The organism is Caballeronia sp. S22 (genome assembly GCF_964261745.1).
GTDB lineage: Bacteria > Pseudomonadota > Gammaproteobacteria > Burkholderiales > Burkholderiaceae > Caballeronia > Caballeronia jiangsuensis.
Map to the genome: position 1 here is coordinate 2,693,310 of NZ_OZ180035.1, position 14,617 is coordinate 2,707,926.

At 63.2% G+C, this 14,617-nt stretch carries 13 protein-coding genes; 6 read left to right on the forward strand and 7 right to left on the reverse strand.

Annotation, left to right across the window (positions count from 1 at the left end; translation table 11 throughout):
- Positions 1-455 precede the first annotated feature (455 nt).
- Positions 456-1,742: a fumarylacetoacetase gene (gene fahA / locus ACEN42_RS12685; RefSeq protein WP_371880123.1), complete on the reverse strand. Its 1,287-nt coding sequence runs from the start codon at positions 1,740-1,742 to the stop codon at positions 456-458.
- Positions 1,739-3,076, reverse strand: a complete 1,338-nt coding sequence (hmgA, locus tag ACEN42_RS12690) for a homogentisate 1,2-dioxygenase (protein WP_238209900.1) — start codon at positions 3,074-3,076, stop codon at positions 1,739-1,741. Before hmgA ends, fahA begins: the two co-directional genes overlap by 4 nt.
- Before the next feature lie 252 nt (positions 3,077-3,328).
- Between hmgA and ACEN42_RS12695 the strand changes: the two genes are divergently transcribed.
- The 6 genes from ACEN42_RS12695 to ACEN42_RS12720 all read left to right on the forward strand — a co-directional run bounded on the left by ACEN42_RS12695 (position 3,329) and on the right by ACEN42_RS12720 (position 9,862).
- The gene (locus tag ACEN42_RS12695) at positions 3,329-4,153 is read left to right on the forward strand and encodes an EAL domain-containing protein (protein ID WP_187607396.1); all 825 of its coding nucleotides are present in this window, start codon (positions 3,329-3,331) and stop codon (positions 4,151-4,153) included.
- A gap of 1,111 nt (positions 4,154-5,264) precedes the next feature.
- The gene (gene dalD / locus ACEN42_RS12700; protein ID WP_371880124.1) at positions 5,265-6,644 is read left to right on the forward strand and encodes a D-arabinitol 4-dehydrogenase; all 1,380 of its coding nucleotides are present in this window, start codon (positions 5,265-5,267) and stop codon (positions 6,642-6,644) included.
- A gap of 170 nt (positions 6,645-6,814) precedes the next feature.
- On the forward strand, positions 6,815-8,296 hold the full coding sequence (xylB, locus tag ACEN42_RS12705; RefSeq protein ID WP_035497860.1) for a xylulokinase: 1,482 nt from the start codon (positions 6,815-6,817) through the stop codon (positions 8,294-8,296).
- Positions 8,297-8,324: 28 nt separating this feature from the next.
- A complete protein-coding gene (locus ACEN42_RS12710) occupies positions 8,325-8,567 on the forward strand; it encodes a DUF4160 domain-containing protein (RefSeq protein ID WP_187607365.1) in 243 nt (80 codons plus the stop codon).
- Positions 8,551-8,805, forward strand: a complete 255-nt coding sequence (locus ACEN42_RS12715; RefSeq protein ID WP_187607366.1) for a DUF2442 domain-containing protein — start codon at positions 8,551-8,553, stop codon at positions 8,803-8,805. The genes ACEN42_RS12710 and ACEN42_RS12715 overlap by 17 nt, the downstream gene beginning before the upstream one ends.
- Positions 8,806-8,914: 109 nt before the next feature.
- Positions 8,915-9,862 (forward strand): sugar-binding transcriptional regulator, encoded by a 948-nt coding sequence (locus tag ACEN42_RS12720; protein ID WP_187607367.1) that lies wholly within the window; start codon positions 8,915-8,917, stop codon positions 9,860-9,862.
- Between the two features lie 4 nt (positions 9,863-9,866).
- Here the strand turns inward: ACEN42_RS12720 and ACEN42_RS12725 are convergent, their stop codons facing one another.
- From ACEN42_RS12725 to ACEN42_RS12745, 5 genes are all read right to left on the reverse strand, one after another.
- The gene (locus ACEN42_RS12725) at positions 9,867-10,730 is read right to left on the reverse strand and encodes an MOSC domain-containing protein (RefSeq protein WP_371880125.1); all 864 of its coding nucleotides are present in this window, start codon (positions 10,728-10,730) and stop codon (positions 9,867-9,869) included.
- 137 nt (positions 10,731-10,867) lie between these two features.
- On the reverse strand, positions 10,868-12,004 hold the full coding sequence (locus ACEN42_RS12730) for an ABC transporter ATP-binding protein (protein WP_187607369.1): 1,137 nt from the start codon (positions 12,002-12,004) through the stop codon (positions 10,868-10,870).
- A 46-nt stretch (positions 12,005-12,050) separates the two neighbouring features.
- Positions 12,051-12,764 carry an HAD family phosphatase gene (locus ACEN42_RS12735; protein WP_371880126.1) on the reverse strand — a complete coding sequence of 238 codons (714 nt, stop codon included), beginning with the start codon at positions 12,762-12,764 and terminating at the stop codon, positions 12,051-12,053.
- Between the two features lie 10 nt (positions 12,765-12,774).
- Positions 12,775-13,566: a carbohydrate ABC transporter permease gene (locus ACEN42_RS12740; protein WP_371881123.1), complete on the reverse strand. Its 792-nt coding sequence runs from the start codon at positions 13,564-13,566 to the stop codon at positions 12,775-12,777.
- Positions 13,567-13,622: 56 nt separating this feature from the next.
- Positions 13,623-14,561: a carbohydrate ABC transporter permease gene (locus tag ACEN42_RS12745; protein WP_035497854.1), complete on the reverse strand. Its 939-nt coding sequence runs from the start codon at positions 14,559-14,561 to the stop codon at positions 13,623-13,625.
- Between the last annotated feature and the right edge of the window lie 56 nt (positions 14,562-14,617).

Genomic DNA, 14,617 nt, shown 5'->3' on the forward strand with positions numbered 1-14,617 from the left:
AGCGAGTGCCCTCGTAGGTCTCGCGGGGCTTGGACCGCGCACGGTCTGCCACATCGCGCCGCGTGCTTCACTGGTTCAGCACCAAATAGCTCCAGCCCGCTACGCGGCCGATGGGTTAGTCGGGTCTGCGCGTGCTTCTTCGATGGTTTCCCCTGCAGACCCCACGGCAGCGCGTAGCGCTGTGCCGAAGCTATTCGGTGCTGAACCAGCGCGCTAAAACTTATAGCTCGTCAGACCGTGCGCGAGCCAAGCCCGGTTAGTCCTTCGAGGGCGACACTTAGGCGAGTGCCGCCGCGGGCTGGCAAGCATGGCCAAACTGCGTGTGACCTTGGGCCTTAACGAGCTGCTTTCTTTGGTTACTTTCTTTGCAGCAGCAAAGAAAGTGACCCCCGCCCCGGGGAGGGGCAGTGCTAATAGACCACCGCGAACCCGGGATCCGGCGAAAAGAACAAACCTCAATCCCGCGCTGCCAAAACCTGCCCGGCGCAATCGCCAAACCCAACCCGAAACCCTTCCCCCTGACACCACCCTCGTAGGGTAACCTCATCACCATCATGCAAAAACACGCGCTCGCCGCCGTCTTCCAGCTTCACGGGCCGCTGCCCGTTCCAGGTACTCTCGAGCAGGCTGCCGCACGACTCGGGCGTCGGCCCGCTGATCGTCCCTGAGCCCATCAGATCGCCGACGCGCGTATTGCATCCGCCGACCGTGTGATGCGCGAGCTGCTGCGCCATCGACCAGTACATCAGCCTGAAGTTGGTGCGCGAAAGGATCGTCGGCTTTTGCACGCCTTCGGCCCTTAGCGTCACTTCCAGCTCGATGTCGAACGCATGATCGCCTTCATGACGCAAATACGCGAGCGGCTCCGGCTCCTGCGCAGGCGTCGCGGTGCGGAACGGCTCGAGCGCATCGAGCGTGACGATCCACGGCGAGATGGTCGTCGCGAATCCCTTCGAATTGAACGGCCCGAGCGGCACGTATTCCCATTGCTGGATATCGCGCGCGCTCCAGTCGTTCAGCAGCACCATGCCGAAGATATGCGCCTCGGCGTCCTCGCACGCGATCGGCTCGCCGAGCGCATTGCCGCGACCGATGATGAAGCCCGTCTCCAGCTCGATATCCAGCTTGCGGCACGCGCCGTAGATCGGGCGATCCTCGTTCGGCAACTTGATCTGTCCGTTCGGCCGACGCACCGGCGTGCCGCTCACGACCACCGACGAAGCGCGCCCGTTATAGCCGATCGGCATCTCCGACCAGTTCGGCAACAGCGCGTTCTTCGGATCGCGGAACATCGAGCCGACATTGGTCGCGTGCTCCTTCGACGAATAGAAATCCGTGTAGCCCGGAATCTCCACCGGCAGATGCAGCGTCGCGCCGGCGCGCGGCACGAGCGCGTGGCGGCGCAGCGCTTCGTCGTCGCGCAGTGTCGCGTTGCCCTGCGCGAGCAAGGCGGACAGCGCGATGCGCACGTCGCGCCATGTCTCGCGTCCGAGCGCGATGAAGTCGTTCAGACGCGGCTTGTCGAACGTGCCGTGCGCATCGAGGAGATTCGCCCGTTCGAGCGCGGCCAGATCGACGATCCAGTCGCCGATCGCGACGCCCGCACGCGGCTGCGCGCGCACCGCGTCGCTGAAAATGCCGAACGGCAGGTTCTGGATCGGGAAGTCGCTTGCAGGATCGTTCGCGGATTCGATCCAGCTCTTCAGGGCAGGCGCGAGTGTGGCCTTCAGCGCGTCGTTCATCGTTGCTCCGGGTTGAAGTGTTTCGTGAGGCCTTGCCAGCATTCGTAGTAGTTCGCCTGCAGTTGCGCGGTTTCGAGCGCGAACTGCGTCGGCTTGATGAGGGTGCGCGTCTCGAACATGAAGGCCATCGTGGCGTCGACCTTCGCGGGCTTCGAGGTATCGCTCGCCGATGCCTTCTCGAACGTCCCGGCATCCGGCCCATGTCCCGACATGCAGTTGTGCAGACTCGCGCCGCCCGGCACGAAGCCTTCGGCCTTCGCATCGTAGACGCCGTGCACGAGACCCATGAACTCGCTCGCGACATTGCGATGGAACCACGGCGGACGGAACGTATCCTCGGCCGCGAGCCAGCGCGGCGGGAAGATCACGAAGTCGATCGTGTCGACGCCCGGCGTGTCGCTCGGCGATTGCAGCACGAGGAAGATCGACGGATCGGGATGATCGAAGCTGATCGAGCCGATCGTGTTGAAGTGGCGCAAGTCGTACTTGTACGGCGCGTAGTTGCCGTGCCACGCGACGACATCGAGCGGCGAATGGCCGATGTCCGCGCGCCACAGCACGCCGTTCATCTTCGTGACCAGCTCGAACTTGCCCTCGCGGTCTTCATAGGCGGCCTGCGGCGTGAGGAAGTCGCGCGGATTCGCGAGCCCGTTCGAGCCGATAGGACCGAGATCGGGCAACTGCAAGAGCGCGCCGAAGTTCTCGCAGATATAGCCGCGCGCGTCGCCATCGGGCAGCGCAACGGAAAAGCGCACGCCGCGCGGAATCACCGCGATTTCAAACGGTTCGACGTCCAGCTTGCCGAGTTCCGTCGAAATCGCGAGGCGGCCTTGCTGCGGCACGATCAGCAGTTCGCCGTCGCTGTTATAGAAGAAGCGGTCCTGCATCGACCGGTTCGCGGCGTAGAGATGAATCGCGCAGCCGCTCATCGATTCGGCGGCGCCGTTGCCGGCCATCGTCACCCAGCCGTCGATGAAATCGGTCGGCGCGGCGGGCATCGGCAGGGGGTCCCAGCGAAGCTGGTTGGGCGGCGTCGGCGGCACATCGGCGAAATTGCCGACGAGCTTCGCGCGCAACGCGTCGGCGGGAACGCGGGTGAACGGCTTGTGCACGGCGCCGGGACGGATGCGATAGAGCCACGAGCGGCGATTGTGGGCGCGCGGCGCGGTGAACGCCGTGCCCGAAAGCTGCTCGGCATACAGACCGTACGCCGCGCGCTGCGGCGAGTTGCGGCCGATCGGCAGCGCGCCCGGCAGCGCCTCGGTGGCGAAGTCGTTGGCGAAGCCGGATTGATAGTGCTGATTCGCGTCCGTATGCGTCTCGAACGTTGGCATGGTCGAAATCCTCGACGAAAAGTACGACAGGTCAGGCGACGACGGCGAGCGCGGCACGCTGTCATCGCGTTTTACGCATGGTAAAACCAATTACGATTAGTGAAATTTCTCGTAAACCCTTAATCGACGCGCTTCCTTCGGCATATCAATATGTGAATTTGGTGCTGGACGCGGTGTTGCGCGCTGATACCATCGATCCTTCCAATGAAAATCGCCTGGTACGGCACGCCTCACGACACGAATGCGCCATCCATGATCGCCCCGTCCTTGCCTGAACTTGTCGCCCGCGCCGCGGAACATCCGTTTCTCGGCGCGCATGTCGCGCTTGGTCAAAACGAGCATGCCGGCGAGGCCATCGCGCGTTACCGCGATCTGTGCATTTCGAGCGCTTACGAGCCGATCTTCGATGTCGGCACGCATAGCTTTCCGCAGACATTGAGCGCGTCGCCGGAGAGCGCCGAGCGTTTCGGCGATGAACTCGGCGTACAGGCATTGACGCTGATTCAGGGCGATGCCCCGCGCGACCCGTTCGGGCAACTCGAAGACGATCGCGAGCTGGTCGCGCTCGACCGGCTATCGCGCGCGGTGCATGCGTTCAATTTCTTCGGGCCGCATCGGCCGGGGCTTTTGTTTTTGCGTGTGCACGAGCGGCTGTTGAAAAGCGTGAAGTACGACCACGGGCTGCATTTCTCTTCGGTGCTGATGGAGTTCGGGCTGAGCCCGTCGCGCGTGGTGATCGAGTTGCCGGCTGCGGCGGTCGCTCACAAGACGTTTCTTGGTTATCTCACCAAGAGCTATCAGCGTTACGGGTTCAAGGTCGCAGGGAATCTGCCCAATGCCGGACAGATCATGGCGGTGTCGGATATGGCGCGGCTCGATTTCATCAAGATGGATGCCGGCGCGGCATTACGCGATTCTGTTGTGAAGCATCTTGTGGGGTATGCGAATCGGTTGAAGATTCCGCTCATCTTTTCCAATGTCGGTGATGAAGCGCAGTTCAATGCGTTGCAGCAGTTTGATGTGCACTTCGTGCAGGGGCCGGTGTTTGATGCGCATCCGGCGTTTCATGGGCGGTAGGGGTTTTTCTTCGCTGGATCCCGTTAGCGTGTCGGTCTATTAGCACTGCCCCTGTGCGGGGCGGCAGTCACTTTCTTTGCTGCTGCAAAGAAAGTAACCAAAGAAACAGCTTTCCCCAGCCTAAGCACTTCACGCCGGCCGCGGCACAGGCGATTGGCCTAATGGCCCGGCTGTAGCGAGTGCCCCCGCAAGCAGACAAGGACTTGGACCGCGCACGGTCCGACACATCGCACCACTCAACAAACTGGTTCAGCACCAAAGAGCTCCGGCCCGCTACGCGGCCGACCGGTTAATCGGGTCCGCGTGCGCCTCTTCTCGATGGTTTCCCTCGCATACCCAACGGCAGCGCGTAGCGCTGTGCCGAAGCTCTTTCGTGCTGAACCAGCGCCCTAAAACAACTAGCTTGTCAGACCGTGCGCGAGCCAAGCCCGATTGGGCCTTTGGAGGCGACACTTAGGCGAGTGCCACGGGCCGCTGGCAAGCATGGCCAAACTGCGTGTGACCGCGGGCTTAAACGAGCTGCTTTCTTTGCCTACTTTCTTTGCAGCAGCAAAGAAAGTAGGTGCCGCCCCGCACAGGGGCAGTGCCAATAGACCGACACGAATACGGGATCCGGCGAAAACCCCGCCGCGCGTCAAAGCATCCTAAAAACAAAGCCACCCGCCAAGCCGTAGCATCACCCCGTATTACGCAAACCCGCCGCAACCCCGTTGATCGTCGAGCCGCCTATAGAGGCCCCTCACGCAGGGCGACCTCACGTCTCCGCTCCCGCGTTCCGTGCCTATGTTTAAAGGCAATTGACCCACACACCATCGTTCATCGCCCGTCGGGTTGCCTATACGGGTTATTCCCGATCCGTCTTCGGCGAAGAAATTTGTGCGCCGCAGCGCTCCCACGCCGCCCGCATCGACGGCGGATCGCCCGCCGCGAGGCGCGTAAATTGCGCGGCGTCGCAGGAAGCATCGCGCCTTGACTTTCGTCCGGGCGAATACGATCATTCGATCATCGATAGAGCAAATGCTCACCTCCACCGCCTTGAGCGCCTCGCGCGCCATCGCGACCAGCCGTCCGCGAAGAACGGACGCACCGCCAATCAGAAGGAAGAGACGACATGACTAGCGAAGCCAACGTGATCCTGCACATCGGCGCCGGGTCTTTTCATCGCGCGCATCAGGCGTGGTATCTGCATCGACTGAACGAGACGGGAGATCAAAGCTGGTCGCTCGCCGTCGGCAATATTCGCGGCGACATGAACGCCGTGCTCGATGCGCTCGCCGCGCAAAACGGCGAGTACACGCTCGAAACCGTCACGCCCAAGGGAGAGCGCGAATACGAGACCATCCGCGCAATCAAAAAGGTCGTGCCGTGGTCCGCCGATCTGAACGAACTGATCGCGACGGGCGCGGACCCGAAGACGAAGATCGTGTCGTTCACCGTCACGGAAGGCGGTTATTACCTCGACGAGCACGACAAGCTCGACACCGCCAACGCCGATCTCGCCGCCGACCTGAAAGGCGCGAAGACGACCATCTACGGCGCGCTCGCCGCCATCCTCGACGCGCGCATGAAAAACGGCGCGGGCAAGGTGTCGCTGCAGAACTGCGACAACCTGCGCAGCAACGGCGACCGCTTCAAGGCGGGCATGCTCGAATTCCTGGAGCGGCGCGGCGAGACCGCGTTGCGCGACTGGATGATCGCGAACACGTCTTGTCCGAACGCGATGGTCGATCGCATCACGCCACGTCCGACGCCCGACGTCGCCGAGCGCGTGAAGGCCGCAACGGGCTTCGACGATAAAGCGCCGGTGATGGGCGAGAAATTCATCCAGTGGGTGATCGAAGACAACTTCATCGCCGGGCGGCCCGCGTGGGAGAAGGTCGGCGCGGAGATGGTCGAATCGGTGCATCCGTACGAGGAAGCGAAGATCCGCATCCTCAATGCGAGCCATAGCTGCATCGCGTGGGCGGGCACGCTCGTCGGGCTGCAATACATCCACGAAGGCACGCAGGACCTGGAGATTCGCGCGCTCGCGGACGCCTACGTCACCGACGACGTGATCCCCTGTCTCACGCCCAGCCCGATCGATCTCGCGAAGTATCGCGATGTCGTGCTCGATCGCTTCAGCAATCCGTACATCAAGGACACGAATCAGCGCGTCGCGGCCGACGGCTTCTCGAAGCTGCCGGGCTTCATCGCGCCGACGCTCTCCGAATGCTTCACGCGCAACGTCGATCCCGATTCGACCGCCATCCTGCCCGCGCTCTTCTTCCGCTTTCTCGAACGCTGGCACGAAGGCAAGCTGTCTTACACCTATCAGGACGGCGTGATGGACCCGGCGGTCGCGCATGCGTTCTTCACGGCGCCCGATCCGGTCAAGGCGTTCACGGCCGACAAGCTTCTGTGGGGCAGCATGGCGCAGACCGAGGGTCTGGAGCGCGTGATGCGCAACGCGATTTCGAAGGTCGATGCGTGGCTTGCCAACCGACCATAAGCCCGGTGTTATCGCCGTCCTAAACGCGAGTTCAAACCAGCGCCGCGTCGCTCGGGTAATGTGCCCATGGCGCGGCGCTTCGCGTGGCGTTAAATTAGCGCCTCCCGCTACATTGGCGCCACGCTTGGGTTTTGGCCGGGTCGATCCCGGCAACGACAAAGGGTCCGTTCATGTACTTAGGCATCGACCTCGGCACCTCCGAAGTGAAAGTTCTGCTGCTCGCGAGCGACGGCAGCGTCATCGGCACGGCGGGCACGCCGTTCACCGTATCGCGTCCGAAGCCGCGCTGGTCGGAACAGAATCCGCTCGACTGGTGGGAAGGCACGCGCGCCGCGCTCTTCAAGCTGCGCGAGAAGTTTCCCGATGAATTCGCGCAGGTGCGCGGCATCGGCCTCTCGGGCCAGATGCACGGCGCGGTGCTGCTCGATTCTCACGACAACGTGCTGCGCCCCGCGATTCTCTGGAACGACATGCGCAGCGACAAGGAGTGCGCCGAACTCTACGAGCGCGCGCCGAATCTGCACGAGATAGCCGGCAATCTCGCGATGCCGGGCTTCACCGCGCCGAAGCTGCTCTGGGTCGCGCACAACGAACCCGAGATCTTCAAGCAGACCGCGTGCGTGCTCTTGCCGAAGGATTATTTGCGGATGCATCTGACGGGCACGAAGGTGTCCGATCCATCCGATGCCGCGGGCACGCTCTGGCTTGATGTCGCGCGCCGCGACTGGTCCGACGAGCTGCTCGCCGCGTGCGGTATGTCGCGCCAGCAGATGCCATCGCTGGCCGAGGGCAGCGAGCCGTCGGGCACGCTGAGGCCGGAACTCGCGCGCGAATTCGGCCTGGGCGCAGGCGTGGTCGTCGCGGCGGGCGGCGGCGACAATGCCGCGAGCGCGGTGGGTATCGGCGCGACCGATCCGGGCGATGGTTTTCTCTCGCTCGGCACATCGGGCGTGCTGTGCGTGATCGGCGATCGCTTCCGGCCGAATCCGGCATCGGCGGTGCATGCGTTCTGTCACGCGATTCCGGATCGCTGGCATCAGATGAGCGTGGTTTTGTCGGCAGCGAGCTGTCTGCGCTGGGTGTGCAAGCTGACGTCGACGGACGAGCCGACCTTGCTCGCGGAAATCGAAGCCTTGCCCGCCGATGTGCTGCCTTCCGCACCTTTGTTCCTGCCGTATCTGAGCGGCGAGCGCACGCCGCACAACGATCCGTACGCGCAGGGCGTGTTCTTCGGCATGACGCATGCGACCGATCGCGCGTTGCTCGGCTATTCCGTGCTCGAAGGCGTGACGCTTTCTTTGACCGATGGTCTGGATGCGCTGCAATCGGCGGGCACGCAGGCGCGGGCGTTGTCGATGCTCGGCGGCGGTGCACGCAGCGCGTACTGGGCGCAGATGTTTGCCGATGCGTTCGATACGCCGACGCGCACGCACGGCGGTGGCGAGACCGGGGCGGCGCTCGGCGCGGCGCGGCTCGGGTGGCTCGCGGCGGGCGGCGATCCGGCGACGGTGCTCGCCAAGCCCGAGATCAAGCAGGAGTTCACGCCGAACTCCGAGCGGCATGAGATGTTGCGGCAGCGATTGAAGGGGTTTCGCGAGCTTTATCAGCATGTGAGGCCGTTGTTTGATCCGGCGCGGCCGAGGTTGGCTTGAGCCTGCGCGTGAAAGGTAAAGGATCTGGATGCCGACGGTTTTTCGATACAAGGGTGTACGATTTCACTTCTTCTCCAACGAGGGAAATCCGCGTGAGCCGGTGCACATTCACGCAAGCTGCGCGAACGGCGAAGCCAAATTCTGGCTCGATCCGAACGTGCACGTAGCAAGCAGCGCTGGCTTCGATCGACGTACACTTTCTGAACTGTTGCTGGTGGTAGAAGGTCGTCGTGACGAAATTGTGAGGGCTTGGAATGAGTACTTCGGCTAAAGAGGTTCGCTTCGACGACTACACGATGTGGGTCGAACTTTCGGATGGCCGTACGCTCGGCGTTCCCCTCGCGTGGTTCCCCCGGTTGCTTCACGCCACGCCGGATCAACGGCAGCGATACGAAATCAGCTTCAGTGGCACCGGCCTGCATTGGGAAGATATCGACGAAGATATCTCCGTGGAGGGGCTGCTCGCAGGACGGGGGGATATGACCCATATGCCGCCGCGAGCCGCCTAGCGTTTTTTGTTTCATGCGGGCCGTGTTTTGATTCGTGGTTCTGATTTCAGGCCCGCGATGCCCCAATAAGAACTACAACTTAAGCAGAAGACAAGACACTCGACCACCAGTGCCCAAATCCACCGAAAAACTCGATCTCGCGACGCGCGCAGCATGGCTCTACTACGTCGCCGGCAACACCCAGAACGAGATCGCGGAAAAGCTGCAGATCTCGCGTCCGGTGGCGCAGCGGCTCGTCGCGTTCGCGGTCGAAAAGAACCTGATCCGCGTGCGTGTGGATCATCGCATCGCAGACTGTCTGTCGCTCGCGAAAGCGCTCAGCGACCGCTACGGTCTCGCGATGTGCGAAGTCGTCCCCATCGACGGCGACGCGCCCGAACAGGTCGATCGCAAACTCGCCGTCGCGGGCGCGCAGGTGATGGAGCGCTATCTGCTCGAAGAGAAACCGCTCGTCGTGTCGATCGGCAGCGGGCGCACGTTGAAGGCCTGCGTCGCACAGATCGGGCAGATCGACCGGCCGCAGCATCGCTTCGTCTCGATGGTCGGCGCAATCGCGCAGGACGGATCGTCGAATCGTTACGACGTCGCGCAGCAGCTATCGGAAAAGACCGGCGGCAAGCACTTCATGCTACCCGCGCCGCTCATGGCCGACAGCGAAACCGAACGCGCGCAGTGGGTCAATCACCGGCTGTATCGCATCGTCAGCGAACTCGCGCAGCAGGCGGATGTGGCGTTCGTCGGCATTGGCAACGTGGGCGTGAACTGCCCGCTCCACCAGGACGGCTTCATCACGCGCACGGAAGTCGACGAATTGATGTCGGCGGGCGCCGTGGCCGAATGGCTCGGCCTGCCGATCGATGCGCACGGCAAGCGCGTGACATCGAAAACCGGCGCGCGCGTGACGAGCCTCAAGCTCGATACACCGCCCAAACGCCCGACCATCGGCTTCGCGGGCGGCGAGCGCAAGCGCGAAGCGCTGATCGCTGCGTTGAAGGGGAAATGGTTGTCGGGGCTCGTGACGGATGAGTTGTGCGCGAAAGCCGCGCTCGACGCGTGAATCGTCAGAAGTCGATTTCCGCTTCCACTTCCTGCCCGACCTCCAGCGCGACACCCTCGCCTTTCAGGACGATCGCGTTCTTGCCGAAGGTGAGCGCGCCGTCGAACTGATCGCTGCCGCGATACGCGCTCATCGTGTCGAGCGGCTCGTGCGGCCATGACGGATCGTGCGCGCCCGTGTCCTGATCGATCGATGGAATCGGACAGCGCGTGCAGAGCTTCACGAGCCGCAGTTGCACGTCGCGTCCCGGCACGCGAATCTGCATGTCGCCGACAAAATCCTCTTCGTACGCATCGAGCCCGCCGATCACGAGATTCGGCCGGAAGCGATTGGCCCCGATGCCCGGCGCGCCCTTCACCGACAGACGCGCGTTGAGATCGTCGAGCGATGCCTGGCCGACCACCAGCAGCGGAAACTGATCCGCGAAACGCGTATGCGTGCTGTGCGGCGCGGTCCATTCGTCGCTGACATCGCGACGCGAGGACGGCGAAAACCGCACGAGCAGCGCGGGAATGCCGAGAAACTCGCTGAACCATTGCGCGGCATGTTCGCCGGTGTCGAGTGCAGCGACGGTATCGCGCCATACGGTCGCGCGGATCGGCCGCGCATCGATGAGCGCTTCGGCCGAGAGCGGCGTGCGAAGCGCCGGCATGCCGGGCGCGTCGATGACGAGATCGTCGCCATCGAACGCGGTTTTGATCAGCGCCATGCGCGGATGCGAACGTTGCGTGAACATCGCGCCAGCCGGATCGGTCACCATCCAGTGACGGTCGTATTCGAGACCCGTGTCGAGGAGCATCGCGCGGCGCAGCGAAATGCCGGCGCAGGACTTGATCGGATAGACGAAGAGTTCGTTCAGGACGGGCATGGCGATATCGTGTGGAGTCGGCGCCGGCCATCGAGTGTGGCGGGTCGAAAGAGAGATTATCGCGCGTGTGCGAGTCGTGCAAAAAACAACGGCGCCGCTCTTTCGAACGACGCCGCTCGTGTGCGATCAGTTGAGCATCACGCTGCCGTCGCGTGCTCCCGCAGCCACGCATCGACGATCCTGCGCGTGAACGCCTGCCCTTCCGCATTGAACAGATGGCAATGCTCCGGCGCCGTGCCGAGTTTCAGCTTCTCGCCGCGTGCGTGCTTCTCGAGCGGCGGAATGCGCGAGATCAGCCCGTCCGGCGCGACGTCCGTTTCAGCATAAAGATACGCCGCGTCGCCGAGCGTTTCGACCGTCATCGCCGATGCGGAGATGCCGTAATCGCCCGACCCCGGCGAGGTCGGCTGCAAGTGCTCGGGACGAACGCCGACCGTCACCGCGTCGCCCGGCTTCGCATTGCCGGGCAGCACGCCGACGAGTTGCGTCTCGCCCGTCGCGTACTTCACGAGCACGCCGTCGTTCTGGATCTGCGCGACCGTGCCCGACAGGAAGTTCATTTTCGGCGAGCCGATGAAGCCCGCGACGAAACGGTTCGCCGGCGCGTGATACAGCGTGTTCGGCGTGCCGACCTGCTCGATGTTCCCCGCCGACAGCACGACGATCTTGTCCGCGAGCGTCATCGCCTCGACCTGATCGTGCGTCACATAGATCATCGTCGTCTTGAGGTCGTCGTGCAGGCGCGCGAATTCGAGGCGCATCTTCACGCGCAGCGCGGCGTCGAGGTTCGAGAGCGGCTCGTCGAACAGAAACACCTTCGGCTTGCGCGTGATCGCGCGCCCGATCGCCACGCGCTGTCGCTGGCCGCCGGACAACTGCTTCGGCTTGCGATCGAGCAGATGGTCAATGTGCAGAATCTTCGCGGCGTTCTTCACGGCGGCGTCGATCGCGGGCTTCTTCTCGCCCGCGAGCTTGAGGCCGAACGCCATGTTGTCGTACAGCGTCATGTGCGGATACAGCGCGTACGACTGGAACACCATCGCGATGCCGCGCTTCGCGGGCGCCAATTCGTTGACGCGCGCGTTGTCGATCATCAGGTCGCCGCCGCTGATGTCCTCCAGACCCGCGATCATGCGCATCAACGTCGACTTGCCGCAGCCCGACGGGCCGACGAACACGACGAACTCGCCGTCGTTGATATCGAGGTTGATGTTGCGCATCACCTCGGTTTCTTCATAACGCTTGCTGATGTTGCGAAGTGTCAGGCTAGCCATGGTGTGTGTCTCCAGTCTTCATTAGCGATGCGCCGAGCGCTTGTCGCTATCTGAGTTCGAACGTCGCGTTCTGCAGCCATTGCTCGACGAGCGCAGGCAAGCGCGTCATGTCGTCGAATACCTTGTGCGCGCCCGCTCTTTCGAGCGCGCCGATCTGTCCTTCGGTCGCGTGCCCGCCGCCGATGAAGCCGAGCACCGGCATGCCCGCCGCCTTCGCCGCCGTCACGCCGGTCACGCTGTCTTCGACGACGAGGCAACGCAGCGGATCGATGCGCATCGCGCGCGCCGCCGCGAGATAGACGTCGGGCGCGGGCTTCGGATTCGCGACCATGTCCGCGCAAAAACGCCGCTCGCCGAAGAAGCGCAGGAGGCCCGTGCGTTTCAGCACGGCATCGACATAGGTCGAAAAGCTGTTGCTCGCGCACGCCTTGGTGAACGGCACGGCCGCGAGCGCCTCGGCAATGCCCGGCACCGTCGGCGCCTCGATCGCGGCCACTTCGACGGCGCGCCGGATCGCGACGACCTGATCGTGCGTCAGCGTGCGATTCACCGTGTCGGCGGCGCTCGCGAGCACCGCCTCGATGCGCAGGCCGAGCAGCGGCATCACGACCGGCTCGACATCGACGCCCGGCCACAGCGCCTCCAGCTCGGTGACGAGCATGCGCGCCGCCACCGCTTCGCTGTCGATCAGCACGCCGTCGCAATCGCAGATCAGCAGGCGGTCTTCGAGATTGGCCTCGTGGGATGGAGTGAGGTTCACGCTCGCATCCTCACTTCACCGCGCCAAACGTGAGGCCGCGCACCAGTTGCTTCTGCGAGACCCAGCCGACGATCAGAATCGGCGCGACCGCGAGCAGCGAAGCCGCCGAGAGCTTCGCCCAGAAGAGACCCTCCGGACTCGAATACGATGCGATGAACACCGTCAGCGGCGCCGCGTTCGAACTCGACAGGTTGATGCTCCAGAACGCCTCGTTCCACGACAGGATGATGAGCAACAGACCCGTCGATGCGAGCCCGGGCAATGCCATCGGCATCAGCAGATAGACGATCTCCTGCCACGTCGTCGCGCCGTCGATACGGCCGGCTTCGAGAATGTCCTTCGGCACTTCGTTGAAGTACGTGTAGGCCATCCACACGGCAATCGGCAGGTTGATCAGCGTGTACACGATGATGAGCCCGGACACGGTGTCGAGCAGGCCCGTGTTCTTCCACAGGAGATAGATCGGCACGAGCACGCCGACCGACGGCATCATCTTCGTGGACAGCATCCACAGGAGCACCGACTGCGTCTTCCTGGTCGGGAAAAAGGCCATCGCGTAGGCGCACGGCACGGCGAGGATCAGACAGAGCAGCGTGACGCCCACCGAGATCAGCACCGAGTTCCACGCGAAGCCGAAGTAGTTGCTGCGCGCGAACACCTCGCGGAAGCTATCGAGCGTCGGCGTGAAGAACAACGACGACGAATACGCCTGCTGCTCGGTCTTGAACGCGGTGATCGTCATCCAGAAGATCGGGAAGAACAGCAGGATCGAAAAGAGCCACGCGACGATGCCGGGCACGATGTTCTTCGCGTGACCGAGCGCGGTGGTCCGCGGCGCTCCCGTAACGGTTTGAGTGCTCATGACTCGTACTCCCCTTTGAGGTTCTTCGCGAGCATTCTCACGAGGAAGAACGCGACGATGTTGGCGAGAATGACCGCGAGAATGCCGCCCGCCGATGCGAGACCGACGTCGAACTGCTGCAGGCCGAGTGCGTAGATCAGGTACGACAGGTTGGTCGTCGCGGTGCCGGGGCCACCGCCCGTCGTCGTGTAGATTTCCGCGAAGATCGACAGCAGGAAGATGGTTTCCATCATCACGACCACGGCGACTGCGCGCTTCAGGTGCGGCAGCGTGATGAAGAAGAACATCGCGAACGGACCCGCCCCGTCGATGCGCGCCGCTTCCTTCTGCTCCTGATCGAGCGATTGAATCGCCGTGAATAGAATCAGGAACGCGAACGGCAGCCATTGCCACGCAACGATCACGATCACCGCGAACAGCGGATACTCGGCGAACCAGTCGATCGGCTGCATGCCCATCGAGCGCATCAGGCTGGCGATGAGGCCGTACACCGGATGCAGGATCATGTTCTTCCAGATGAGCGCGGAGACCGTCGGCATCACGAAGAACGGCGCGATCACGAGCAGACGCGCGATGCCCTGACCGATGAACTTGCGATCGAACAGCACGGCGAGCAGCACGCCGCCCACGACCGTGATGACGAGCACCGAAATGATCAGCGTCAGCGTATGGCCGATGGATGGGCCGAACGCCGGATCGGTAATGAGAAACTCGAAATTGTCGAAGCCCGCGAAGCCTTTGACATCGGGGTTCAGCAGGTTATAGCGCGAGAACGAAAACCAGATCGTCATCGCGAGCGGAATGGCCATCCACAGAAAGAGCAGTCCGGTCGATGGCGAGATCAGCCATCGCACCGACTTCGCACGCCGCTTGTCGCGTTCGGCGGCGGACTCCTCCAGATGATGATCGGTGATGGGGGGATTCAGTTGACTCATCGTTTCACCTCTCGATGATGATGCTGGCGGGCCGCATCAGGCGACGCGGCCCGTGT

What these genes read in the sequence shown, in the direction of transcription:
- fahA (WP_371880123.1), bottom strand. Translation starts at nt 1,742, where the DNA reads ATGAACGACGCGCTGAAGGCCACACTCGCGCCTGCCCTGAAGAGCTGG.
- hmgA (WP_238209900.1), bottom strand. Translation starts at nt 3,076, where the DNA reads ATGCCAACGTTCGAGACGCATACGGACGCGAATCAGCACTATCAATCC.
- ACEN42_RS12695 (WP_187607396.1), top strand. Translation starts at nt 3,329, where the DNA reads ATGATCGCCCCGTCCTTGCCTGAACTTGTCGCCCGCGCCGCGGAACAT.
- dalD (WP_371880124.1), top strand. Translation starts at nt 5,265, where the DNA reads ATGACTAGCGAAGCCAACGTGATCCTGCACATCGGCGCCGGGTCTTTT.
- xylB (WP_035497860.1), top strand. Translation starts at nt 6,815, where the DNA reads ATGTACTTAGGCATCGACCTCGGCACCTCCGAAGTGAAAGTTCTGCTG.
- ACEN42_RS12710 (WP_187607365.1), top strand. Translation starts at nt 8,325, where the DNA reads ATGCCGACGGTTTTTCGATACAAGGGTGTACGATTTCACTTCTTCTCC.
- ACEN42_RS12715 (WP_187607366.1), top strand. Translation starts at nt 8,551, where the DNA reads ATGAGTACTTCGGCTAAAGAGGTTCGCTTCGACGACTACACGATGTGG.
- ACEN42_RS12725 (WP_371880125.1), bottom strand. Translation starts at nt 10,730, where the DNA reads ATGCCCGTCCTGAACGAACTCTTCGTCTATCCGATCAAGTCCTGCGCC.
- ACEN42_RS12730 (WP_187607369.1), bottom strand. Translation starts at nt 12,004, where the DNA reads ATGGCTAGCCTGACACTTCGCAACATCAGCAAGCGTTATGAAGAAACC.
- ACEN42_RS12745 (WP_035497854.1), bottom strand. Translation starts at nt 14,561, where the DNA reads ATGAGTCAACTGAATCCCCCCATCACCGATCATCATCTGGAGGAGTCC.